We start from the raw sequence: 22,437 nt of genomic DNA on the forward strand, positions 1-22,437 counted from the left end.
TCCCTACCCCTGCAAAACCGAAGAAACGAGCAACTGGGTGTACGGATGTTGTGGGTCATCCAAGACCTGATCTGTCAGTCCACTCTCAACAATCCGGCTCTCTTTCATCACTACCAAACGGTGTGCCAGCAAGCGTGCGACGGCCAAATCGTGGGTCACAATCACCACGGAAAGCCCTAAATCAGTCACCAGGTTGCGGATCAAATCCAGCAGCCTTGCCTGAACGGAGACATCCAACCCGCCTGTCGGTTCATCCATAAAGATCAACCTTGGATGGGTGACCAGGTTGCGGGCAATTTGCAGGCGTTGCTGCATGCCGCCGGAGAAAGTGATAGGCATGTCGTCGATGCGATCTGTCGGGATCTCAACCTGGGAAAGCCAGTCCAGCGCCTGATTGCGGATATCACCATAGTGACGGTTTCCTACCGCCATTAGCCGTTCGCCAATATTGCCGCCGGCGGAAACACGCGGTCTTAGTCCATCCATCGGATGCTGGTGTACCACACCCCAGTCAGTTCGGAGCAAGCGTCGGCGATCGCTTTCAGAAAGGTCATAGAGACTGGCTTGTGAACCGTTTTCAAACTGGTAATTCACCGAGCCTGAATCCGGTGCTTCCCGCCCGGAAAGCACACGCAGCAAGGTACTTTTCCCCGAACCGGATTCACCGACAATGCCCAGCACTTCACCCGGCCACAAATCAAAGGAAATGTCCTGGCACCCCTTGCCCGGCTGGTAAAGCTTGGTGATCCCAGACACATCCAGGAGGGGCTGTACTGTTGAGTTTGGGGTTGGGGTTGGCATGATCGCGCTGTTGCGACTCAACTCTGTTACTGACACGCGATAGTCTCCTTTTCCAAAGCTTGCTGTTGATTCCTTGCCTGCTGCTCATGGCAGTAGTCGGTATCGGAACAGATAAATATCCGGCTGCCTTTGTCGTCCGTGACGACCTCATCCAGAAAGCTTGTGGTTGAGCCACAAATGCAACACGGCTCGTCCCATTGCTGCACCTCAAACGGATGGTCTTCAAAGTCGAGGCTTTTCACATCGGTATAAGGCGGAATGGCATAGATGCGTTTCTCGCGGCCTGCGCCGAAAAGCTGCAGTGCAGGCATTTGATCCATTTTCGGATTATCGAATTTTGGAATGGGCGACGGGTCCATGATGTAGCGGCCATTGACGCGAACCGGATAGGCGTAGGACGTCGAGATATGTCCGTATCGAGCAATATCTTCATACAGCTTCACGTGCATCACGCCGTATTCTTCCAGACCATGCATTTTGCGGGTTTCCGTTTCCCGCGGTTCGATAAACCGCAATGGCTCAGGAATGGGCACCTGATACACAAGTATCTGCCCTTCTTTAAGCGCTATTTCCGGGATGCGATGGCGGGTTTGGATCAGCGTCGCTTGTTCTGTCTTTTCCGTGGTTTCGACGCCTGCAACTTTTTCAAAGAAGTGGCGGATAGACACGGCGTTGGTTGTGTCATCAGCGCCCTGATCAATCACTTTCAGCACGTCAGGCTCGCCAATGATTGCCGCTGTAATTTGAATACCCCCGGTACCCCAGCCATAAGGCATGGGCATTTCACGGCCGCCAAAGGGCACCTGATAGCCTGGAATGGCGATAGCTTTGAGCAAGGCACGGCGGATCATGCGTTTGGTCTGCTCATCGAGATAGCCGAAGTTATAGCCACTTTGCACTGCCGTATTCATTGTGCGTCTCCTTCACTGGATTCACGGGCATCAAACTCTTTCTGCAGCTTTCGGATAAGTTCAAGCTCAGCCTGAAAGTCCACGTAGTGCGGCAATTTCAGGTGGCTGACAAAGCCCGCCGCTTCAACGTTATCGCCGTGGGAAAGCACAAATTCTTCGTCTTGCGCAGGCCCCTCGGGAACCTCGCCGTATTCGCTGCATTGCAATGCCCTGTCTACCAACGCCATGGACATGGCTTTGCGTTCGGAAAAGCCAAACGTCACACCGTAACCTCTGGTGAATTTCGCTTTCTGCTTTTTGCTGCCGGTAAAGCCATTGATCATCTGGCATTCCGTTATTTCGACATCGCCAATCTCTATCGCAAAACCCAGCTCTTCAGCAACCACTTCCAGAGTGACCTTCCCAGTGCGGATCTCGCTGGCGAACGGGTGATTGCGTCCGTATCCACGTTGTGTGGAATAGCCAAGCGCCAACAGGAAGCCTTCATCACTGCGTGCCAGTTGCTGCAACCTTGCGCTGCGATTTGCCGGAAAAGTCGGCGGCTCCATGGTGATATCATCCGGCGTGTTGCCGTTGTCTTCTTCCTTCACCGCGAGCTCAAGGTTTTCAAGAATGTCCATCACACGTGGGCATGGTTCCATTTCCTGAATGTCATCCCGTTCAACCATTGTTTTGGGTGTGTTTCCCTCCGCCAACAACGCGAAATCAAGCAACCGGTGGGTATAGTCATACGTTGGGCCAAGCACCTGACCACCGGGCAAATCTTTGTAGGTTGCTGAGATACGGCGCTCGATTTTCATCAATTCGGTGTTTGCCGGCTCTGTCACCGCCAAACGGGGCAGCGTGGTGCGGTAAGCACGCAGTAGGAATATTGCTTCAACCAGATCGCCGCCCGCTTGCTTGATGGCCAGGGCGGCAAGTTCCTTGTCGTAAATGCCGCCTTCGGTCATCACCCGGTCTGTGGCGCCTGCCAGTTGCTCAGCGATTTGCTCAACTGTCAGCGCGGGTTGGGAAAGGGAGCCGCGGCGTTTTTTGTCCTGCAATTCGTGTGCGGCGGCGATCGCTTTCTCGCCCCCTTTTACGGCTACATACATGTGGCCTCCGTGCTTTTCAGCGTCAGGTTGGTTGAGCGTGGTAGTGCAACCACCTCATGGCCTGAGGTAAACAGAATGTCGATTCCATGGGGAAAGGCGCTGCGCTCGGTTTGCAGCGAGGCCAGAAGTGACTCATTGAGCCCTTTGACAGCGAGCTGCGCAGTCGTGGGTATTCCAGGCCCTGTCAGCGAAAAGGTGACGCCTTCGTCCAGGCTTTCCACTTCCAGAATCAGTGTGGTGCTTTTGTCGGGGTAGCTTTCACAGCCCATCGCAAACGCTTTAACACCCTCCAGCTCTACGCCCTGAGCCAGTGCAAATGTTGCCTCGGACTTTTCCGCAATAACGGGCGCTGCACAGTGAAAGCGGATGTTCTCCACCAGCGCTTCGTCGTCCCGGAAATACCCGGAAAGCCAAAGCGGCGTTGCATTATCTGCCAGTGTCAGCAAAACCTGAGTTGCGGCATAGCTGGCCTTGCCAAAGCGGGAGGCATGTTTCACTGCAATGCGCTTACCCGGCTGGGACATAGCATCCATCAATTCACGGAACACCTGCTGCGCATCATGTACCGGGTCATCAAATCCCGCGGTTAACTTGCTCATTCGTCTTCTCCCCTCACCATGGTGAAAAAGTCCACTTTGCTGGCAGCGACTTCCCTTGCCCGCAGCTGTTCTTGTTCTGCTTTTTCTGCTGCCAGTGTCGATATCAGGTTCTGCTGCAACACGTCATGCGCTGCGGTTTGCATCAGGGCATCCACCACGGCGGCCAACTCTGCATGCCGCTTGTTGCGTCCGGTGATATAGCTGTAACCCAGCTCACCACTGGCAAGTCGCACCACGCTGCGGGTAATGGTTACGTCGCCCATATTGAAGGCGTTGCCTGTGCCCCCCATGCGGGCGCGAACCTGCGCCAAGCCAATTTCAGGCGCACGGACACTCTGGTATTGCGGCGTCAGCGCCAGTTTTTCCCAATGCTTTTGCAACATCTCGGCATCTGCCCTGGCAAGGACAGACATCCAGCGTTGACGGGGTGTTCGTTGTTTTTGTTCCATTTAGTGCTCCAAAACAATCTCAACCAGATCGGAGCGGGTGTGGGATGATGAGAACTCCACAATCCGGTCGGTTCCTGTAATCACGTTGGTGGTTTTAAACACCATGATGGGTGTCTTGCCAGACAGCTGAAGCAGGCGGCAGTCGGTCTTTTTCGGCATCATGGCTCTCAGCCGCGTGCTCTTGCGTGTCAGGTGAACATCCAGTTTGTCTTTCAAAAAACCGTGCAACGAGCCCACTTCAAAGTGCTTCACCACTGCCCACCAAGAAAGGTCTGCCAGATAGTGGTCAATTACGCTTGCTGGCATGCCGTTGATTTTGCGCAGGGTGCGCAATTTGATGATTTGGCTTTCAGGTTCAAGGCCAAACATGCCAGCAATTTTCTCGTTGGCCGCAACCAGACCCCGGCTCAGTACCTGACCTGTTGGTAAGCTACCCTGCTCCAACAGGTTGTCGGTGAAATGCGCGCCGGGGTGCAGTGGATAGTCATAAGGCTGACTGACGACCATGTTTCCCCTTCCCTGCTGACGTTCCACCAAGCCGCTGAACACCAGCTCGTCGATTGCCCGCCGCACGGTATGACGGTTAACGTCAAACGCCTTTGCCAGCGCAGATTCAGGCGGCAGGTAGTCGCCCGCCTGAAAATGGTTTTTCACCTGGCTTTCAAGTTGTCGGGCGATGTCCAAGTAAACGCGCATCCTGCTTCCTCGCTTCCTTTCGGGTTATCTAGACAAGTTGGGGTAAATAAAAAGCGCCCTTCGAATCAGATGAACATCTTGCGGATATATTGCGATGCGAAATCGATCAGGCTGACGGTCACAATCACGATCAGCATGATGGCCGCGGTCTGCTGGAACTGAAATCCGCGGATCGCTTCCCAGAGCAACACGCCGATACCGCCTGCCCCGACCATGCCCACCACGGTGGCTGAACGCACATTCGACTCAAACCGATACAGCGTGAATGAAATCCACAGCGGCAACACCTGTGGCAATACGCCGTACATCACTTCTTCAATCTTGTTTGCGCCAGTCGCACGAACACCTTCCACCGGGCCGATATCAATGGCCTCGACCGCTTCGGAGAACAGCTTTGCCAGCACGCCAGTGGTGTGAACAAACAACGCCAGCACACCGGCGAATGGCCCCAGGCCAACAGCGACAACAAACAACATGGCAAACACCATTTCGTTGATGGCACGGGCGGCGTCCATCAAACGGCGCATGGGTTGATACACCCACCAAGGCACGATGTTGTCGGCACAGAGCAGGCCGAAGGGAATCGACAGCAAGACGGATAGCACCGTGCCCCAGATAGCGATTTGAATGGTGATCAGGGTTTCATCGACGTAGAGCTTCCAGTGAGTGAAATCCGGCGGGAAAAAGTCGCTGCCAAGCTCCGCCATGTTTCCGGCATCTTTTATCAGCTGGCCGGGGTTCATTTCCGCGCCCTGCCATGACCAGGCAAGAACAACGGCCACCAGCAACATGCCAACAAAGCGTTTCCAGTGTGATGTAGGTGGTGTAGTTAAAACTGCGGTGTGACTGCTCATTCTGGTTTCCATCACGATTATTTCGTTTGGTATCAAAGAGCCGGAACAGCGTCCGGCTCATTTCCCTTTTATTCCATCGCTTCCAGCGCACTCATCTGGCGGTTAAGCGCTGCCAGAGAGGTTTTGATATTCGCCAGCTCTGCCGCTTGCTCATCAGAAAGCTTGTCCTGGTTATTCAGGCCACTGAGCTGCTTGTAGAGCGCCAGCTGACGGATTGGCAGGAGTTGCAAGTCACTTGACGGTTTGAACGGTGCCCATTGCAGGTTGTTCAGCACAGCCACTTCTTGGGCATCGCCGTTTTTGCCGTAGCTCATGAAGAAGTCATACACGTCTTCTTTCACGTTCTCAGGCAGGTTTTTGCGCCAAACAATGGGGTCAGACGGGATCAGCGGTGATTGCCAAATCACTTTCACGTCTTTGAATTTTTCAGGGTTGGTCTGCTCAAAACGACGCAGGTTTTCCGTGTTGTTGGTTGCCACATCAACTTGTTTGTTAACCACGGCGTAAAGGTTCACTTCGTGGCTGGAATTCAGTGTGCGTTTGAAATCGGAAGGCTGGATGTTGTTCTTGGCAAACACATAGTAAGAAGGCACTAAGAAGCCAGAAGTAGAGTTTGGATCGCCGTTACCAAACGCCAGTTTGCTGCGATTGGCAATCATGTCTTCGACGCTGTTGATTGGGCTATCTTTGTGAGTGACCAGCAGGCTCCAGTAACCGGGGTTGCCTTCCGCATCCACGGTTTGTGCAAAGATCTCGCCGCCCGCACGGTCAACCGCTTCCATCGCTGATTTGTTACCAAACCAGGCCACGTCGACTTTGTCGAAACGCATGCCCTGGATAATGCCCGCGTAATCTGGTGCAAAGTAGGCATTCACTTCCATGCCCAAATCTTTGCTCATGTCCGCCAGGAACGGATCCCACATTGCTTTCAGGTTTTGCTGTGATTCGGTGGAGATAATGCCGAAATTCAGCGTGTCCATGTTGTCATCTGCATAAGCGTAGCCTGTGACAGTGGCAGCCATAAGGCCAAGACCACAGGTGATAGTGCGAATTGCTCGTAACATCGTCATCGTCCTTTATGTGTTAACGGTTTAACTGATGATAGAAAGTGGGGTTTTACGTTGCAGCGCCGGAACATTTCCCTGCGCCGCTTTTGGAGAAGGTTCAGACTTGCAGCCATACAGCTCGTCCAGAGCATCCTGGCTGATACCTGCACTTTCCCCTTGGTAGAAAATCTTTCCATCGCGCAATGCAACCACGTGCTGGCAATATTTGAGGGCGTGATCCACCTGATGCAGCGTGACGATCACTGGAATGCCTTCACGCTGGTTTATGTCACTGAGCAGCTCCATCACGATGCGGGAAGATTCCGGATCCAGTGACGCGATAGGTTCATCCGCGAAAATGATGCGTGCCTTTTGCATCAGCGCTCGTGCAATGGCCACACGTTGTTGCTGACCGCCAGAAAGCGTCGAAACACGTTGGTGGGCGAAGTCCTTCATCCCTACCCGCTCCAGCGCTGCCATCGCTTCTGCTTTCTGCGCTTTGGTGAAATTGCCCGTAATGGTGCGCCAAAAAGGCGTGTAGTTAAGCGCGCCAATTAGCACGTTAGTCATTACTGACAGGCGGTTGACCAGATTGAACTGCTGGAAAATGTACCCAGCCTGAGCGCGGCAATTACGGACTTCTGAAGATGCCCTGCCTGCGGATTGAACGGTTTTGCCTAAGACCTGAATCTCGCCGCTTTTTGCTTTGTCGGAAAACACCAAGCCGCTGAGATGGCGCAACAAGGTTGACTTTCCTGAGCCAGAAGGCCCGAGCAGCGCCGTCATTTCCTTGTGCTGGATTTTTAAATTGATGTGGTCAAGCGCCTTGTTTTTACCAAAGGTTTTGGTCAAGCCGTTGACTTCAATAATGCTGTCCATGTTTCAGGGAACCTCGTTAAGTGGTGTCCCTATCCTGTGGTCTGTTTATGTCGTTTATATAACGGAGAGGTGTCAGGGATGTGGCAGGAAATAAGGAGTAAGCAGATGTCTAGCGGCGGGATCCCCTAATTTTCGGGGCTTGTAAGCAGTCATCTAGACAAGTAAAAGCACTTGTCTAGATAACCGCTTCATTAAATCTTCACAGAATGTGATTGTTCAGCAAAAGAGCGCAATCAATCCCAAGACGAGCAATGCTGCCCCGTAAGATATTTCGTTACCCCGGCAACCAAAACCCAGGCAGTGAATAATGGCAATGACCGCAACACCCAAGAAAAGTGCCACAGCGACAATCTTCCACATTGGAACATTGTCGAATGCACCGCGGTCATCCCTTTTGCGAAGCGAAGTCAATTCATCAAGGTTCTTTTCGAGCAGACTGAACATACCGTCTACGCCCTTCTTGCGGGCAAGCGAAACAGCTTCCTCCACCACATTCTGCACTTTGCGCACATCGGAAGGCTTGAGTTGGCTATCCACCAGTAGATCGGCAAAATCGCTTTCAAACGCGGCCAGTTCGGATTTAATGCGTTTGGCAGAGCATACTTTCGCATCCTTAGCGCGCTTTTTCATTTTCTTTAACGCGGCACCTGCGTCAGACAGCACATCCAAACCCGCTGCATTTCTTTTTTTAACCATGCGGTTGCACTGCTTTTCGCGGTCTTTCTGAATACCCAGCACCTGACAACGCTCTGCCTCCCGGGCAAAGTGTTCGGTTTCGCCGAAAATGGCGACGGCATTAATCAGTGAATCAGCAAAATTCGCCCAGGAATCGTCAGGCCAGTTTTTGGATAAATCCCGCCAAGGGTTTGAAGATTGTAAAAATGAAGATACGGCTTCTTGTTTGATGCTCAACATTGCTCATACTCCCACACACGTTCACGCTTAGGTGATTATGAACAATCACTTAGGCTCGACAGTTCATGAAAGACTAGTTTTGCTTGTGTGCGGTGCCCGTGCTTTTTTTAAGAAAGTAATCAAGGCAATACTGAATATCTAACTGGACACTTTAGAATTCAATAATATACAGAACAGCATTCCTTTTCGTGAAAATACGAAAAACAACATTCCAAGAGGCAAAATTTTGGAAATATTTAGGTCGTGATACGCTAATTGAAACAACGAAGGAGTGGTTCTATGACAACGGTTTTAATCATTTGCAGCATCGCTATTGTTATTGGACTGCTGACCCTTTATGGCCCGCGAATCATAACGTGGTGCGACAAACAGCTAGGTACCTGTTCAAACGACAAGGAATAACTCAAACGACAAGGAATAACCCGATGCTTCTGCGATTAAACAAAACGTATGAAGACGGGCTTACCAACTGACGACTTCCCCACCTTCCACCACATGACCGGATTGAATGATGGATGTCATAACAATCACGTCGGCCACCTTGAGTTCAAACTGTTCGGATACAGCTTTCGCCAGTCCCACCTGAAGTAAGTCTACGGATTTGGGTGACCACACGCTGGGTAAATGCAGGGTACAAATCGCCTTATACTCTTTGCCCATCGGTTGTTCAGCACGGACAACCGTTACGGTCATTTCAGAGGTATCGACGCCAGAATGATGCCCCCACTTCGCAATGAGATCGGAGGGATGATCGCCGCTTTGGGCAACACTGCTGGATAAAATACAGTTCGCGATCGGCATACTGACCTCCATTGATGAACTGATTCTGAGTTGAATGGGTATACATTGCTTTAGACAACATGGAATTGACTCATGAATATCCTCATCCTCGGTGGCTCAGGCGGCATAGGTTTCGCACTCATCAATCAGCTCCTTGCAACACATCCCAATGCTACCGTATACGCAACATACCGGAACCACCGGCCAAGCCTGGTGAGTGAACGTCTTCATTGGTTCCAGACCGACATTTCATCAGAAGGCGACGTGCAATCATTGGCGGAAAATGTTCCAGCATTAGATATGATCATCAATACCGTGGGCGTGTTGCACAGCAATGGCAATATGCCGGAAAAGACGGTATCAGCCTTTGACAGTGAATTTTTCAAAACAAATATCGAATCCAACACGCTCCCGACGCTGTTATTGGCCAAATATTTCCAACAACATCTGAAAGCGGGTCACTCCACCTTCTTTGTGTCCATTTCCGCCCGAATTGGCAGCATAGAGGACAACAAAATAGGCGGATGGATTAGCTACCGCTGCTCAAAAGCCGCCCTGAATATGGCGATCAAAACTGTCAGCATTGAATGGAAGTACAAACTGCCAAACTGTTGCATTTTCGCCTTTCACCCCGGCACAACGGACACCCAGTTATCTGAGCCTTTCCAAAAGAATGTTCCCCCAGAAAAGCTGTTTACCGCTGACTCTGTTGCTGATTCCCTGCTCACACTCATCGAGAGTAAAACACCCGCTGATACCGGTAAGTTTTTCAGCTATGACGGTGCGGAAATACCTTGGTAGATACAACCGTTTGTAGGTTCTTAGTAAACTCTTAACTCGCACGGAATTTTAATCACCTCAGCAGGTGTTTCTTTCTTTCCGATAAGCTCAAACACATGGTCGAGCATGATATCGACATTCTGTTCCATCATGCCAACATTACCCGGCAGGAAAGATCCAAAGGGATCCCAGTCAAAACAGCCATAGCGGATAAGCTCTGCGCCGTTAGGTAATCGGCTTTGCCAGGCAACAACCCCTTCAAGTGCAATGGTTGAGTTTACAAACAATCCTGTTGGCGCTGTCGGTTGGAAGTCGGCCAATAACCTCTGGGCAGTTTGTGCTGAATATCCTTGAATCAAGATGTTTGATTCTGGCACGTCAATTCCGCGCTCTTGATGTGCAGCCTTGAAACCCTCTAAACGGGCTACTGTGTTGTGGTCACTTAACCGTCCACCTACAAACCGCAAAGCCCCTTCCCAGCCCAGTTCCTGCTGACATCTGTCCAAGATTAAACGGGTCAGGTTCAGCGCCCCTTCGAAGTTATCAGAAATCACTGACGGGGCTTTTTCTCCCGGCAAGTCCATGTTGATAGCTTGCACACCGGCCGCATGGCAAAAATCCGTAATCCGGTCAGGGTCGGTCGCGCCTGTGGCAATCAGGCATTCCGCCTGATAGGAAACCAACTCCCGCGCAGCATTAAACTCCAATTCAGGGTCACGTTGGGTACAGGTCACGATGGGAATGAGTCCCAATTCGCGCGCACGGTGTTCAAACTTTTCCGCGATATCCCCAAAGTAGCGGTTGTCATATTTCGGCACGATCATGGCAACAATGTTCGATTTTTCACGGCGCAACAGACTGGCCTGGGTATTCATCGCATACCCTTCTTCATTGGCGAGTTTCATGACACGTTCGGCCAATTTCGCGCTGATCCGGCGCTTTTTCCAAGTACCATTAAGCACAGCACTGACGGAGCTGGGCGATGCGCCAAGCCGCGTAGCAAGATCGTAAATGGTGGTGCGTTTTGTCTCTTTTTTCATTATTCCCTGTCCGATAACCCAGACCAAAAATGACTCACATTTAAGAGTTTTGCTTCATTCCTACCAATCCACACGATCAAACGTTAATGGAATGTTGATCAATTTTAATCCATCGTTCACATTTGCACAATCGATTGAGCAATAGTTCAACGTCGATGGTGCAGAAGGTTTTGCACTTGGATGCCTATCAATCCTTGGCCAACACCAAAACGACAAGGCAACCCAAAGCAGCAGGCTATTGTTTGTGCAATATCCGGCCAAAAACTCCTGCGCGTACCCAGCATTATGGAGGATCCTATGAACAAGTTAACCAAGTTAGCCGCTCTTTCTGGCGTCGCCGCCGCCCTGTTCGCTTCAGCATCATACGCACAGACCGTTGCGTTTCTGATGCCAGACCAAGCTTCAACCCGCTATGAAGAACACGACTGGCCAGGCTTTCAGTCTGCCATGGAAAAGCTTTGCCCTGACTGCACCTTGATCTACCAAAACGGTAATGCCGATGTTGCGCTGCAACAGCAACAGTTCAACTCAGTGATTGCACAGGGTGCGGAAGTGATAGTACTCGACCCAGTCGATTCAGCCGCTGCCGCAGCACTGGTTCAGATTGCGCAATCCCAGGGTGTCAAAGTGATTGCCTACGACCGCCCTATTCCAGATTCTCCCGCTGACTTCTATGTCTCGTTCGACAATGAAGGCATCGGCTATGCGATTGCCCAATCCCTGGTTGCACAATTGCAGCAAGCTGGCGTACCTGAAGGCGCAGGCGTACTGCAAATCAACGGTTCCCCGACAGATGCTGCCGCAGGTTTGATCCGTGACGGTATCGACCGCGCACTCGACAATTCCCCTTATGTCACCCTGTCTGAGTTTGATACGCCAGACTGGGCGCCACCAAAAGCACAAGAGTGGACAGCCGGTCAGATCACGCGTTTTGGCGACAAGATCAACGGTATTGTCGCTGCCAATGACGGCACAGGCGGCGGCGCGATTGCCGCGCTGAAAGCAGCGGGTGTGAATCCACTTCCTCCTGTTACCGGCAACGATGCCACTATCGCAGCACTGCAGCTGATCATCGCTGGCGACCAATACAACACCATCTCTAAACCTTCTGAAACGGTTGCCGAAGCCGCGGCTCAGGTTGCAGTTCAACTGCTGAATGGCGAAACACCGAAATCAGAAACCTCGCTGTACAACACGCCTTCACAATTGTTCGTGCCTGCTGTGGTTACACAAGAAAACATCAAAGAGCTGATCTTTGATTCAGGCATCCAATCTCCAAGTGAAGTGTGCACCGGAGAGTATGCCGCTGGTTGTAAAAAACTTGGTATTACCCAGTAATTTTTAATCTCAGCGCCGCCTTATAGGGTTAAGGCGGTGCACCTTCCTGACGAATTGGGAGAAATAGCATGGAGCAGAAACATTCGAGAACGCCGGAGGGTGAACTCATCCTGAGTCTACGGGGAGTGTGTAAACAGTTTGGTGCAGTGACTGCGCTTGAAGATATCGAACTGGATGTTCATGCCGGAGAAGTGGTGGCACTGGTTGGCGATAACGGTGCCGGTAAATCAACCCTGGTTAAAATTCTGGCCGGTGTTCACCAGCCTACCTCGGGCAGCATTAAGTACCTCGGCAATGAAGTCTCGCTGGATAATCCGGGAAAAGCACTTGAACTTGGCATTGCTACTGTGTTCCAGGATTTGGCACTTTGCGAGAATCTGGACGTGGTTTCCAACCTTTTCCTCGGCCACGAGCTGTCACCTTGGAATTTGGATGAAGTACAGATGGAAGTGAGAGCTTGGACATTATTGCAAGAGCTTGCCGCCCGCATTCCGTCCGTGCGTGAACCTATTGCATCGCTGTCCGGTGGCCAGCGACAAACGGTCGCCATTGCCCGCTCGCTGCTGCTCGATCCGCAAATCATTATGTTGGATGAACCAACAGCCGCCCTCGGTGTAGCTCAGACTGCCGAAGTGCTCAACTTGATTGAACGGGTTCGTGAACGTGGTCATGGCGTCATCTTGATTTCACATAACATGGATGATGTTCGCGCCGTGGCAGACCGCATTGTTGTCCTTCGTCTTGGCAAGAACAACGGCGTCTTCACCGCTGAAACCTCGCATCAGGAACTGGTTGCTGCCATTACCGGTGCCAGTGAAAACGCCGTATCGCGCCGTCAGGCCAAAATAGAATCGGCAAGGGAGAGTATCCAATGACCCAGCAAAACTCCTCCAATATCGACACCCCGAAATTTGACCGTGCCGATTCCCGTGTCCGGCATGATACTGGCCTCGCAGGTGCATACCGTGGATTCGTTGACCGTGTCCGCTCCGGTGACCTTGGCATGCTACCCGTGATTATCGGACTCATTCTGATTTCGGTGGTTTTCACCCTACTTAACCCTGTGTTCATCAAACCCAACAACCTGGTCAATCTTCTGTTTGATGCCGCCTCTGTCGGTCTGATTTCACTGGGTGTGATTTGCGTACTTCTGCTAGGTGAAATCGACCTTTCTATCGGCTCCATGAGCGGGCTGTCTTCTGCGTTGATCGGTGTGCTTTGGGTAAATGCTGGCTTCGCGCTGCCCATTGCGATTTTGGCTTCAGTGCTGACAGGCGTTGTTGTTGGGGCTATCTACAGTTTTCTTCGCAACCGTTTTGATATGCCGAGCTTTGTTGCCACTCTTTCGGGTCTGCTGGCCTTGCTCGGCATGCAGCTTTATATCCTGGGCCCAACAGGTTCGATCAACCTGCCGTTTACTTCATCCCTGGTGCGTTTCGGCCAAATCATGATCATGCCGGAATGGCTTTCCTATCTGGCTGCGTTAACGCCGGGTGTTCTCATTGTTCTTGGCGCTATCCGCAGCAATAAAAGCCGGGTTGCCGCCAACCTCACATCCACAGGTATGAGCGTTCCGCTGCTCAAAGCGGGAGTGCTGACCGTATGCCTGCTATTTGCCGTGTTCTACCTCGAACAGGGGCGCGGCGTGCCATGGATGTTTGGTGTGTTTGTACTGTTTGTGGTCGCGCTGGACTATGCCCTGACCCGCACCAAATGGGGACGCTCTATGTTCGCCGTCGGCGGCAACGCGGAAGCGGCACGCCGATCTGGCATCAACGTACAGCAAATCCGCACATCCGCCTTTATTGTCTGCTGTACCTTTGCCTCTCTCGGCGGTGTGTTTGCTGCCGCGAGACTGGCCTCTGCCAGCCAACAAGCCGGTACAGGTGACGTTAACCTTAACGCCATTGCTGCCGCGGTTATCGGGGGCACTTCCCTGTTCGGGGGACGTGGCTCTGCGTGGTCGGCCTTGCTGGGTGTATTGGTCATCATGGCTATTTCCAATGGCCTGACGCTGCTGAATCTTAGCTCTTCCCTGCGTTACATGATCACCGGTGCCGTACTGGCCATTGCCGTGATTGTGGATTCTTTGGCCCGTAAATCCCGCGCCAGCCACGGCCGCGCTTAATTCAAGGAGTGGATATTGTGACTAACCGACTGGAAAACAAAACAGCCGCTATTACAGGCGCCGCCTCCGGGATTGGTCTGGCGTGTGCCACCATCCTGATTGAACAAGGTGCGCGCGTGGTATTAATTGACCGCGCCGAAGACAGACTCAACCAGATTTGTGCCGAACTTGGCGACAACGCCATTCCTTTGGTGATTGATCTATTTGATACCGCCCAGGTCTCTGCGCTGGGTGAGAAGATCGAAGTCTTGGTCGGCGATCTGGATATCTTCCACGCCAATGCCGGTGCCTATGTCGGCGGCGCTGCCGCTGAAGGCGATGCGGATGAGTGGGATCGGGTATTGAACCTGAACATCAATGCAGCGTTTCGAAGTGTCCGCGCTGTATTGCCGGGCATGATTGAGCGCAAGTCCGGCGACATTATCTTTACCAGCTCGGTAGCCGGTGTTGTCCCTGTAGTCTGGGAGCCTATCTATACCGCCTCTAAGTTTGCGGTTCAGGCTTTCCTGCATTCAACCCGCCGTCAGGTATCGGAGCACGGTGTGCGCATGGGCGCGGTGTTGCCGGGCCCGGTTGTCACCGCGCTGCTGGACGACTGGCCGAAAGAGAAAATGGAAGAAGCGCTGGCAAATGGTTCATTGATGCAACCCCGAGAGGTGGCAGAAGCCGTGCTCTTTATGGTGACAAGGCCACCCGGTGTTGTCGTGCGTGATTTGGTTATTCTGCCAAACAGCGTTGACCTTTAACGACAGCGAGGTCAATCAAAATGACAGAAAGAGAAACCAACACGCGATACTTGATTGGTATCGACGTGGGGACAGGCAGTGCCCGCGCAGGCGTGTTTACCCTGGATGGAGCCCTGCTCGGCACGGATAAATGTGATATCCAGATTTTCAAATCTGCCGGAAACCACGTAGAGCAATCGAGCACTGATATCTGGAATGCGGTGTGTACTGCCGTACGCGGTGCGGTGAGCGCTTCCGGCGTGAATCCTGAACAGATTGCCGGTATTGGCGTTGATGCCACCTGTTCGCTGGTCGTATTGGGTAAAAACGGTGAACCGCTCCCAGTGGGCGACCCTGAGTTGCCGGAAAGAAACATCATGGTGTGGATGGATCACCGTGCCCTTGCTCAGGCAGAACGCATCAACCGCATGGGACACCGGGTGTTGGATTATGTCGGCGGGCGTATTTCGCCGGAAATGGAAACACCCAAGCTGCTTTGGCTGAAAGAGCATCGCCCAGAAACCTTTGCCGCGGCCTGGCAGTTTATGGATTTAACAGATTTCCTGACCTGGCGCGCTACGGGCGATTTGTCCCGCTCAGTATGTACTGTCACCTGTAAGTGGACTTACATGGCTCACGAAGATGCATGGGACAAAAGTTACTTTGAAGCCATTGGTCTTAAAGAACTTTCTGAGGAAGAGTTTGCGCGAATTGGCACCAAGGTCGTTCCTGCTGGCACTGCCCTCGGCAATGGCCTGACTGCAGAAGCCGCCGAACAAATGGGGCTTTGTGCAGGCACACCTATGGCGACGGGGCTGATTGACGCCCACGCGGGTGGTATCGGCTCGGTGGGCGTGGAAGGCAGTGGTGGCGCAACCACCAACCTTGCGTATGTCTTTGGTACTTCCTCGTGCACCATGACTTCAACGGAAGAGCCGGTCTTTGTCCCGGGTGTTTGGGGGCCTTACTATTCCGCCATGGTGCCGGGGTTATGGCTTAATGAAGGCGGACAATCTGCCGCAGGTGCCGCCATCGATACCCTACTCACTTTCCACCCTTATGTTGGAGAAGCGCGAAAAGCCGCTGACGAAGTGGGTATGTCGCTGAATGAGTGGTTAGTCCAACAGGCTGAGGTTTTGCTGGAAAAAGACAGTCACGCCGCCAAACTGGCGAAAGGTGTGCATGTTGTTCCCGAGTTTCTCGGCAACCGGGCGCCCTATGCGGATCCCCATACCCGCGCTGTGATTTCCGGACTTGGGATGGAAAACGGGTTGGAAAGTCTGGTGTCACTCTACGTCGCGGGTATTTGCGGCATCGGTTATGGCCTTCGCCAGATTATCGAAGCGCAGGACAAGGCAGGCGCGAGTATCGACCGGATCGTGATCAGCGGCGGCGCAGGCAGAAGTCCGTTTATCCGACAGCTTCTGGCCGATACCACAGGGAAAATTGTCGCGGCGCCACAAACCAGTGAACCTGTGTTGTTAGGTTCTGCAATTCTGGGGAGCGTCGCAGCCGATTTATACCCGGATATTCACGCTGCGATGGCGGAAATGTCACGCTTTTCTGAAGCCTTCTATCCTCAAAATGGAGATGTACAAAAGCACCACCAAGTGCGGTTTGAGACGTTTTCACAGCTCCAGAATGTTGCCCGCAACGCAGTCAATCACTAACAAAATTCATCACTTGAACCGAGGCATTTAGGCCTTGGTTTAAGTGTCGTTGGGTGAATGCGCACTCTCAGACTGCTGGGCATTCAAGAAGCCGATGTTCAGCTCCTCGACAATATCACCAATCTCACCCGGGCTACCTGCCACACTATATCCACGTTTCTCGAACACGTAATTGAAGAGATAGCGATAAATTTCTATCCATTGAACCAGCATTTGGTGGCTCATTTTCTTGCGTTGGTTTTCAGGTAACCACTGCTCAAATGCTTGCCAGAAATGTTTGTTCCAGTCCGGTCGCGCGCCAAGTTGATCCAAAAGGATCATTGGCGAATCTCCGCCTCGGTCTGTCAGCAGCGCCATACCGACAAACCAATTTCCGTGTTGATTGCTCACCGGTAAGCGATACCATTTTTCACTCCACCAGTTGAGAATTTTGATTTCGCACTGATCGACATTGGCGCGTTTGACCTGATCGCCGGAAGCCGTCGCAGTGTGGCAAAAGTAGAGTTTTGCCTCGCCGGTTTTGACCAATTCAGAGAAAGCAGTAATAGCAGCCCCGCGGATAAAGCTTTCATGTTCCAACACCAAAGCAAATGGCTTGCCCTCGATTTTTAATTTGAGGTTCTGGAAATGTGCATGCGAAGCATAAACAGGGCGATATAACTGCCCTTCTGTCGATTGCGCATGTTTGCCTTCACAGTAAACCAACTCATCAAACTGAGGACGTGCGAAGATCCTGTCGTAAGTGGCATTGGCGACGGCAAATACATCCTGATTTTCAGCGACCGGCTTTTCAGGCTCGCCAGGCGAATAGACGCCAGGAACACCGACCATTTCCGCCACATTCAGCAGCATATTGTCCGAGGTCATCAACATATACCCCGACTCACTTTCACAACTGGAAAGCGTCCACACTTTCGTGGCGGAAAACGCGCTACGCCCTTTACCGGAGCGGCATTGCAGTGTCCGGCTTTGAGTTTGTAAACAGAGCGTTTGCTTCGTTTTCAAATAGCGTTTTTCGCGGATATCGCTGACAAGGCGAAGCAGGTCAGCCAGTTTGCCCAGACGCTCGTAATAGAGCTTACGGTTGAGGGAAAGGTGTTGTAGCAACGCCTCCGGCGGCACGCCCTCGACTAACGCAGAAAGAATGGGCTGAAGGCTTTTCGCCAGTTTGACGCTGTTAGGTAGGCTGGAAAATGCGCCACAACCCGTGCATTTCAGTTTCTGGGTCGCTGATTGGGTTGTGCCAAAACGCTGCCAGCGCGGTTTGCTATCCACGCAGCGGCATGTCGGAAGTAACCGTTGTTCGATTGAAAGGGTTTTAGATTGGGTTTGGTGCGCTAACGCCAGTATCGGCGCGTTTTGCAGAACTGGCGGATAAGCGCCGCATTTCGGGCAGTGGTAGGCGGGATAGCCCAAACGCTGGGATTCTTCATAAAGACTGAGATCACCGTTGCCGCTGTTTTCACAGCCAAACGATTTACAGCAATTGTATTCATTACGAAAACCCAGCGTCACCAACTCACTGCCCTGATTGTTTACTTCCGGTTAATTTACGCGGCTAACATCAACCTGACGGCCAGTATCCGGAACCTTGATGTTCTTTTTCGCTTTAAACTGGTCGATAAGCACTTGTGTTACAGAGTCACCCTCTGACAACAACTTACCTTCCGCAAACATCTTATAACCGTCACCACCGCTCGCCGCGTAGGAATAGGTCGCGACTTTGTACTGCTTGTCGTCCGCAACCTTGTCACCATTGATGTTCAGGGTCAGCAGGCGTTGGCCTTCCGGTTTAGTGCTGTCGTAAGTCGCTTCAATGCCAGAAAACTGCGCCAGACCATAAGGCAATTTGTAGCTGTACTCCAGCAAATCCTTCACTTGTTTGCCGTTCAGGGAAACCACAGAAAGTTTGTCGGTGAAGGGGAATACGTCCATGACATTTTCCATCGTCACCGGCCCTTTGTTCAGGTCAACACGGATACTGCCTGGACTCATCATCGCAATGTCAGCATTGCCTGCTTCACGCATCAAATCTGCCACCAGGTTACCGATATTGGATTCGCGGTAGTAACGGCGGAATGCGGTTTGGTCTATGGTTGCGATTTGTTCGGCTAACTCTGGATATTGTTCGCGCGCAGCATCAATCAAGGCTCCGGTTTTTGCATCACGCGCCAGCTTCGACGATTCCACCGGGATCAGCTTGCCGTCAAGGAAGCGAACTTGGTCAGTTTCGGTATCCACAGAGAAACGGTTAAAACCAAGGTATTTGCCCTGACCAAATGTCAGACTCACGACAACACCCGTTTCAGGGTGAACAACCGGTTCCCACAGACCGTTATCCGAATGACCACCAAAAATCACATCGACATTTTTGAGCTTGCCAGCCATGGCGTAATCTTCATCAAATCCGCGTTGCACTTCCGGATCTGCTTCTTTGTCGGTCTGCATTGGTGCGGTTTTATTCTGGTGAGTCAGCACCACGATCATGTCGACATCGTCGTGGATCTTATCCGCCCAATATTGCACGGTCTCGACAGGATCTTTAATGGTCAGCCCCTTGCGGTTGCCTTTCCACATGGTGTTGTAGAACGCATCAATCCCCATCACGCCAATCACACCAATTCGCACGCCGTCTTTCTCAACAATGGTATAAGGCTGGGCAAACGGTGCGTCATTGTCTTCAAAAACGATGTTGGCATTCAGGGTTGGGAATGAAGCGCGGGGCATGGTTTCTTTCAGGGACTGCCAGCCGTATTCGAACTCATGGTTACCCAAGGTGATCACGTCGTAATCCATGGCACTGTAAAGATCGAACGGCAGTTTGCCTTTGGTCTTTTTCGACAGTGAACCGGTGTAGATGTCTCCGGCATCAAACAGGAAGCTGGTGTCTTCTTCGGCACGAACCTGTTTGATCAGGGTTGCCAAATAGGGAATACCGCCAATTTTATCAATGTCCTTATTCCAGAACGCATCCACGGGTTCGTAGACACTTTCAATGTCGTTGGTGTTGAGAAGCGTCACTATTTTCTCTTCTGCCATTGCTGGATTGAAAGCAGCGGAGATAAGTAAAGCCAGGGGAAGTATGAGTGGCTTTTTCATCATGATTTTTACCTCTTATTCGTCTGTTTTTATATGGCGGCGTCATCCACGTGCCGGAGGCAGACTATAAGAAGGCAACAGCCCTATAATCGTGAAGGGCATCACAATCATCCATGCAAGAGCGTTTCTGAAATTACGTTGTTACCTTTTGGTTTGGTTGATGTATGGGTATAAGCCTTGTCAGGAGGCTTTTTCATGTTTGGTTGCGAAGTTCATGATCAGGTTGGGCACATTGTTCAGCGGCTGAATGCTGTCTACGCCGCCCAGGTTTACGGCCTCTTTCGGCATGCCGTAAACCACGCAGGTCTGTTCATCCTGCGCCACTGTGTATGCACCGGCATCATGCATTTCTTTCATCCCCCGCGCACCGTCATCTCCCATGCCGGTAAGAATAATGCCCAGCGCATTTGCGCCTGCGGCCTGTGCAACCGAGCGGAAAAGAACGTCTACCGACGGGCGGTGACGGCTGACCAAAGGCCCATCTTTCAACTCTACCCTGTACTGCGCACCGCTGCGGCGAAGCAACATATGTTTGCCCCCATTGGCGATCAGCACCAAACCGGGCATCACCCTGTCGTTGTTTTCCGCTTCTTTGACCTGCACATGACAAAGCCCATCGAGCCGCTGGGCGAACGCAGCGGTAAATTGCTCCGGCATATGCTGGACAATCACGATGCCTGGCGCGGTTCTTGGCAATTGCACCAGCACTGCTTCAAGTGCCTGAGTGCCACCGGTTGAGGTGCCTATTGCCACCACACTGTCCGTGGTTGTGGTCATGGGTCTGGCTTTGCCAGCGCTGAGCACCGCATCTGCAGTAAGTTTGGGCAATGCTTCAGCGCGGGTTTGTCTCGCCGCGGCTGGATTGCGTTTACCCACCCGGGCGACGGAGGCAGCTTTGATGGCATCAAGCAGCAGGGTTTTGCTGTCCTGAAGGAAGCTCTTCAGGCCGGATTTGGGTTTGGAGATAATGTCTACCGCGCCCGCGGCCATCGCTTCCATGGTCACCTGCGCCCCTTTATCCGTTAGCGTGGAGCAGATAATGACCGGCGTTGGCCTTTCCTTCATGATTTTTTTCAGGAAAGTAATGCCATCCATACGCGGCATTTCGATGTCGAGAATGATGACGTCCGGCCATTCTGATGCCATTTTCTTCATCGCAAAGATAGGATCGGAAACCGCCCCCATCACACCAATCCCGGCGTGCTGGCTGATTTGCTGCGTTAACACTTGCCGGACAACGGCAGAATCATCAACGATCAAAACCTTTATCATCACTCTGCTCCCATAAACTGATGAGCTGGCATTACAGCGTCGGCTCCATGCTGCTTAAGCGCTTCATGTAGACGGAAAAGTCACTGTAAAAGAAATGGATGACCCGACCGAAATCGCCGCCAATGCAGGAAGCAACCAGAGGAATACCCGCCAGTTCGAGATAGCGTTTCATAAACTGGCTGTTGTCTTCACCCACATTTAAAACGTTCACGCGCTTTGCACCACTGTTAAGTACGTTGGCACCACCAAAAGCCTTTGCCCTCAAATATTGCTTCTGTGCGCCCTTGGCAAGCATGCTGTCGATTAACCCATTCATGGCATGTCGCCCATAACGCGCATTGGCTGAATCACCGACCAACACAAAATGGTTCATGCCAATCACGCGGTTAGTTGCATCCCACAGACAGACGCTGATGCAGGAACCGAGCGTGGTTGAAATGATGACGTCGTCACGGCTGGTGAAAATCTCTCCCGGCTCAATAATGACCCTCTCCCTCCCCTTGTATTTGGTCTGCATCATGGGAGGGGGTCACTGCTTTGTGTAAATGGAAGGACGCAGCATCTTCACTTTGTCGGTAATGCCATGAAGGCTTTCTGAGTGGCCAATCAGCAGGTGTCCGTTAGGTTTCAACAAATCCACCAGCTTATTCACAACTTTCGCTTTATTCGCAATATCAAAGTAGATCATGACATTTCGGAGGAAGATAACGTCAAACTGACCAATACTCGGAATGCACTCCATCAGGTTGATATGGTGAAACTGACACCGCTCGCGGATTTTCCTGTCCACCATGAACATGCCCTCCTGCTCCCTGACACCTTTTAGGCAGTACTTGTGTAAATAGTTATCGGACATTGAGCCGAGGCGAGAGAGCGGGTAAACCGCCTGTGTGCAGGATTTCAAAACCCGTGTACTGATATCTGAGCCATAAACTTCCCAAGGACGTTTGCCCAACCGCTCAGCCAACAACATGGCGATGGTGTACACCTCCTCTCCCGTGGAGCAGGCTGCACTCCAAACGCGGAACTGATTGCCTGACCAGCTTTTCAACACCTCGTTGGAGAGAAAATCAAAATGTTTGGGTTCCCGGAAAAAGTAGGTTTCATTGGTCGTTAGCAGGTCGACCATCATCTGCATCTCATCAGGATGGTGTATTCTGTCAGCAACCCGCTGGGCATATTTGCGGAAAGAATTCAGTGACAACTGAGCCAGCCGCTTGCTTAAACGACTGGCTACCAGTGTTTTCTTCTCCGGCGCCATAGAGATGCCTGCCGTTTCAAAGATGAGTTTTCTGAACAGTTCAAACTCAGCATCTGAGATCGGTATTAATCCATTCATCCCGCCCCTTACATCTCTCTGC

The 22,437-nt window shown here is 51.9% G+C and carries 23 protein-coding genes and 1 pseudogene; 7 read left to right on the plus strand and 17 right to left on the minus strand.

Annotated elements, in window-relative coordinates; genetic code table 11:
- Positions 1–3: 3 nt before the first annotated feature.
- The 10 genes and pseudogenes from phnK to KU854_RS03385 form a co-directional block, all read right to left on the minus strand.
- Positions 4–801 carry a phosphonate C-P lyase system protein PhnK gene (gene phnK, locus KU854_RS03340; protein ID WP_218357259.1) on the minus strand — a complete coding sequence of 266 codons (798 nt, stop codon included), beginning with the start codon at positions 799–801 and terminating at the stop codon, positions 4–6.
- A 26-nt stretch (positions 802–827) separates the two neighbouring features.
- A complete protein-coding gene (locus KU854_RS03345; protein ID WP_218357063.1) occupies positions 828–1,712 on the minus strand; it encodes an alpha-D-ribose 1-methylphosphonate 5-phosphate C-P-lyase PhnJ in 885 nt (294 codons plus the stop codon).
- The gene (locus KU854_RS03350; RefSeq protein ID WP_218357064.1) at positions 1,709–2,806 is read right to left on the minus strand and encodes a carbon-phosphorus lyase complex subunit; all 1,098 of its coding nucleotides are present in this window, start codon (positions 2,804–2,806) and stop codon (positions 1,709–1,711) included. Before KU854_RS03350 ends, KU854_RS03345 begins: the two co-directional genes overlap by 4 nt.
- Positions 2,797–3,405: a phosphonate C-P lyase system protein PhnH gene (gene phnH / locus KU854_RS03355; RefSeq protein WP_218357065.1), complete on the minus strand. Its 609-nt coding sequence runs from the start codon at positions 3,403–3,405 to the stop codon at positions 2,797–2,799. Before phnH ends, KU854_RS03350 begins: the two co-directional genes overlap by 10 nt.
- Positions 3,402–3,854: a phosphonate C-P lyase system protein PhnG gene (gene phnG / locus KU854_RS03360; RefSeq protein ID WP_218357066.1), complete on the minus strand. Its 453-nt coding sequence runs from the start codon at positions 3,852–3,854 to the stop codon at positions 3,402–3,404. The genes phnH and phnG overlap by 4 nt, the downstream gene beginning before the upstream one ends.
- Positions 3,855–4,553 (minus strand): annotated as a pseudogene (gene phnF / locus KU854_RS03365) (phosphonate metabolism transcriptional regulator PhnF); the annotation flags it as partial.
- Positions 4,554–4,615: 62 nt separating this feature from the next.
- Positions 4,616–5,404, minus strand: a complete 789-nt coding sequence (gene phnE / locus KU854_RS03370) for a phosphonate ABC transporter, permease protein PhnE (protein ID WP_218357068.1) — start codon at positions 5,402–5,404, stop codon at positions 4,616–4,618.
- A gap of 68 nt (positions 5,405–5,472) precedes the next feature.
- Positions 5,473–6,468, minus strand: coding sequence for a phosphonate ABC transporter substrate-binding protein (phnD, locus tag KU854_RS03375; RefSeq protein WP_218357069.1), 996 nt, complete (start codon positions 6,466–6,468; stop codon positions 5,473–5,475).
- 27 nt (positions 6,469–6,495) lie between these two features.
- Positions 6,496–7,329, minus strand: coding sequence for a phosphonate ABC transporter ATP-binding protein (gene phnC / locus KU854_RS03380; RefSeq protein WP_218357070.1), 834 nt, complete (start codon positions 7,327–7,329; stop codon positions 6,496–6,498).
- A 216-nt stretch (positions 7,330–7,545) separates the two neighbouring features.
- Positions 7,546–8,244: a hypothetical protein gene (locus tag KU854_RS03385; protein WP_218357071.1), complete on the minus strand. Its 699-nt coding sequence runs from the start codon at positions 8,242–8,244 to the stop codon at positions 7,546–7,548.
- Between the two features lie 279 nt (positions 8,245–8,523).
- Between KU854_RS03385 and KU854_RS24740 the strand changes: the two genes are divergently transcribed.
- Complete coding sequence (locus KU854_RS24740; RefSeq protein WP_255555380.1) at positions 8,524–8,646, plus strand: hypothetical protein; 123 nt, start codon at positions 8,524–8,526, stop codon at positions 8,644–8,646.
- 60 nt (positions 8,647–8,706) lie between these two features.
- Here the strand turns inward: KU854_RS24740 and KU854_RS03390 are convergent, their stop codons facing one another.
- Positions 8,707–9,045 carry a hypothetical protein gene (locus KU854_RS03390; RefSeq protein WP_218357072.1) on the minus strand — a complete coding sequence of 113 codons (339 nt, stop codon included), beginning with the start codon at positions 9,043–9,045 and terminating at the stop codon, positions 8,707–8,709.
- Positions 9,046–9,117: 72 nt separating this feature from the next.
- Here KU854_RS03390 and KU854_RS03395 point away from each other — a divergent pair, with 72 nt between their 5' ends.
- Positions 9,118–9,825, plus strand: a complete 708-nt coding sequence (locus KU854_RS03395) for an SDR family NAD(P)-dependent oxidoreductase (protein WP_218357073.1) — start codon at positions 9,118–9,120, stop codon at positions 9,823–9,825.
- Between the two features lie 20 nt (positions 9,826–9,845).
- Here KU854_RS03395 and KU854_RS03400 read toward each other — a convergent pair whose 3' ends face one another.
- Positions 9,846–10,844: a substrate-binding domain-containing protein gene (locus KU854_RS03400; protein WP_218357074.1), complete on the minus strand. Its 999-nt coding sequence runs from the start codon at positions 10,842–10,844 to the stop codon at positions 9,846–9,848.
- A 297-nt stretch (positions 10,845–11,141) separates the two neighbouring features.
- On the opposite strand from KU854_RS03400, the gene KU854_RS03405 reads away from it, so the two are divergent.
- The 5 genes from KU854_RS03405 to KU854_RS03425 all read left to right on the plus strand — a co-directional run bounded on the left by KU854_RS03405 (position 11,142) and on the right by KU854_RS03425 (position 16,705).
- Complete coding sequence (locus KU854_RS03405; RefSeq protein WP_218357075.1) at positions 11,142–12,182, plus strand: ABC transporter substrate-binding protein; 1,041 nt, start codon at positions 11,142–11,144, stop codon at positions 12,180–12,182.
- Between the two features lie 68 nt (positions 12,183–12,250).
- The gene (locus KU854_RS03410; RefSeq protein WP_218357076.1) at positions 12,251–13,057 is read left to right on the plus strand and encodes an ATP-binding cassette domain-containing protein; all 807 of its coding nucleotides are present in this window, start codon (positions 12,251–12,253) and stop codon (positions 13,055–13,057) included.
- Positions 13,054–14,310, plus strand: coding sequence for a sugar ABC transporter permease (locus KU854_RS03415; protein WP_054779233.1), 1,257 nt, complete (start codon positions 13,054–13,056; stop codon positions 14,308–14,310). The genes KU854_RS03410 and KU854_RS03415 overlap by 4 nt, the downstream gene beginning before the upstream one ends.
- Before the next feature lie 17 nt (positions 14,311–14,327).
- Complete coding sequence (locus tag KU854_RS03420) at positions 14,328–15,056, plus strand: SDR family oxidoreductase (RefSeq protein ID WP_218357077.1); 729 nt, start codon at positions 14,328–14,330, stop codon at positions 15,054–15,056.
- Positions 15,057–15,076: 20 nt separating this feature from the next.
- Positions 15,077–16,705 carry an FGGY-family carbohydrate kinase gene (locus KU854_RS03425; RefSeq protein WP_218357078.1) on the plus strand — a complete coding sequence of 543 codons (1,629 nt, stop codon included), beginning with the start codon at positions 15,077–15,079 and terminating at the stop codon, positions 16,703–16,705.
- Between the two features lie 39 nt (positions 16,706–16,744).
- Here the strand turns inward: KU854_RS03425 and KU854_RS03430 are convergent, their stop codons facing one another.
- The 5 genes from KU854_RS03430 to KU854_RS03450 all read right to left on the minus strand — a co-directional run bounded on the left by KU854_RS03430 (position 16,745) and on the right by KU854_RS03450 (position 22,415).
- The gene (locus tag KU854_RS03430; protein ID WP_218357079.1) at positions 16,745–18,220 is read right to left on the minus strand and encodes a hypothetical protein; all 1,476 of its coding nucleotides are present in this window, start codon (positions 18,218–18,220) and stop codon (positions 16,745–16,747) included.
- 30 nt (positions 18,221–18,250) lie between these two features.
- Positions 18,251–19,807 (minus strand): bifunctional metallophosphatase/5'-nucleotidase, encoded by a 1,557-nt coding sequence (locus tag KU854_RS03435; RefSeq protein WP_418885833.1) that lies wholly within the window; start codon positions 19,805–19,807, stop codon positions 18,251–18,253.
- Positions 19,808–19,984: 177 nt separating this feature from the next.
- Positions 19,985–21,076 (minus strand): protein-glutamate methylesterase/protein-glutamine glutaminase, encoded by a 1,092-nt coding sequence (locus tag KU854_RS03440; RefSeq protein WP_218357080.1) that lies wholly within the window; start codon positions 21,074–21,076, stop codon positions 19,985–19,987.
- Between the two features lie 31 nt (positions 21,077–21,107).
- Complete coding sequence (locus KU854_RS03445) at positions 21,108–21,596, minus strand: chemotaxis protein CheD (RefSeq protein WP_218357081.1); 489 nt, start codon at positions 21,594–21,596, stop codon at positions 21,108–21,110.
- A 9-nt stretch (positions 21,597–21,605) separates the two neighbouring features.
- On the minus strand, positions 21,606–22,415 hold the full coding sequence (locus tag KU854_RS03450; protein ID WP_218357082.1) for a CheR family methyltransferase: 810 nt from the start codon (positions 22,413–22,415) through the stop codon (positions 21,606–21,608).
- Positions 22,416–22,437: the final 22 nt, after the last annotated feature.

It is taken from the genome of Enterovibrio paralichthyis (assembly GCF_019209835.1).
Taxonomy (GTDB): Bacteria; Pseudomonadota; Gammaproteobacteria; order Enterobacterales; family Vibrionaceae; genus Enterovibrio; species Enterovibrio paralichthyis.

Bases quoted from the DNA above. Each gene is read 5' to 3' on its own strand.
- KU854_RS03415 (WP_054779233.1), top strand. From the start codon at position 13,054: ATGACCCAGCAAAACTCCTCCAATATCGACACCCCGAAATTTGACCGT.
- phnD (WP_218357069.1), bottom strand. From the start codon at position 6,468: ATGTTACGAGCAATTCGCACTATCACCTGTGGTCTTGGCCTTATGGCT.
- KU854_RS03425 (WP_218357078.1), top strand. From the start codon at position 15,077: ATGACAGAAAGAGAAACCAACACGCGATACTTGATTGGTATCGACGTG.
- KU854_RS03395 (WP_218357073.1), top strand. From the start codon at position 9,118: ATGAATATCCTCATCCTCGGTGGCTCAGGCGGCATAGGTTTCGCACTC.
- phnG (WP_218357066.1), bottom strand. From the start codon at position 3,854: ATGGAACAAAAACAACGAACACCCCGTCAACGCTGGATGTCTGTCCTT.
- KU854_RS03400 (WP_218357074.1), bottom strand. From the start codon at position 10,844: ATGAAAAAAGAGACAAAACGCACCACCATTTACGATCTTGCTACGCGG.
- KU854_RS03450 (WP_218357082.1), bottom strand. From the start codon at position 22,415: ATGAATGGATTAATACCGATCTCAGATGCTGAGTTTGAACTGTTCAGA.
- KU854_RS03390 (WP_218357072.1), bottom strand. From the start codon at position 9,045: ATGCCGATCGCGAACTGTATTTTATCCAGCAGTGTTGCCCAAAGCGGC.
- KU854_RS03350 (WP_218357064.1), bottom strand. From the start codon at position 2,806: ATGTATGTAGCCGTAAAAGGGGGCGAGAAAGCGATCGCCGCCGCACAC.
- phnC (WP_218357070.1), bottom strand. From the start codon at position 7,329: ATGGACAGCATTATTGAAGTCAACGGCTTGACCAAAACCTTTGGTAAA.
- phnK (WP_218357259.1), bottom strand. From the start codon at position 801: ATGCCAACCCCAACCCCAAACTCAACAGTACAGCCCCTCCTGGATGTG.
- KU854_RS03435 (WP_418885833.1), bottom strand. From the start codon at position 19,807: ATGATGAAAAAGCCACTCATACTTCCCCTGGCTTTACTTATCTCCGCT.
- phnE (WP_218357068.1), bottom strand. From the start codon at position 5,404: ATGAGCAGTCACACCGCAGTTTTAACTACACCACCTACATCACACTGG.
- phnH (WP_218357065.1), bottom strand. From the start codon at position 3,405: ATGAGCAAGTTAACCGCGGGATTTGATGACCCGGTACATGATGCGCAG.
- KU854_RS03410 (WP_218357076.1), top strand. From the start codon at position 12,251: ATGGAGCAGAAACATTCGAGAACGCCGGAGGGTGAACTCATCCTGAGT.
- KU854_RS03385 (WP_218357071.1), bottom strand. From the start codon at position 8,244: ATGTTGAGCATCAAACAAGAAGCCGTATCTTCATTTTTACAATCTTCA.
- KU854_RS03345 (WP_218357063.1), bottom strand. From the start codon at position 1,712: ATGAATACGGCAGTGCAAAGTGGCTATAACTTCGGCTATCTCGATGAG.
- KU854_RS24740 (WP_255555380.1), top strand. From the start codon at position 8,524: ATGACAACGGTTTTAATCATTTGCAGCATCGCTATTGTTATTGGACTG.
- KU854_RS03405 (WP_218357075.1), top strand. From the start codon at position 11,142: ATGAACAAGTTAACCAAGTTAGCCGCTCTTTCTGGCGTCGCCGCCGCC.
- KU854_RS03445 (WP_218357081.1), bottom strand. From the start codon at position 21,596: ATGATGCAGACCAAATACAAGGGGAGGGAGAGGGTCATTATTGAGCCG.
- KU854_RS03440 (WP_218357080.1), bottom strand. From the start codon at position 21,076: ATGATAAAGGTTTTGATCGTTGATGATTCTGCCGTTGTCCGGCAAGTG.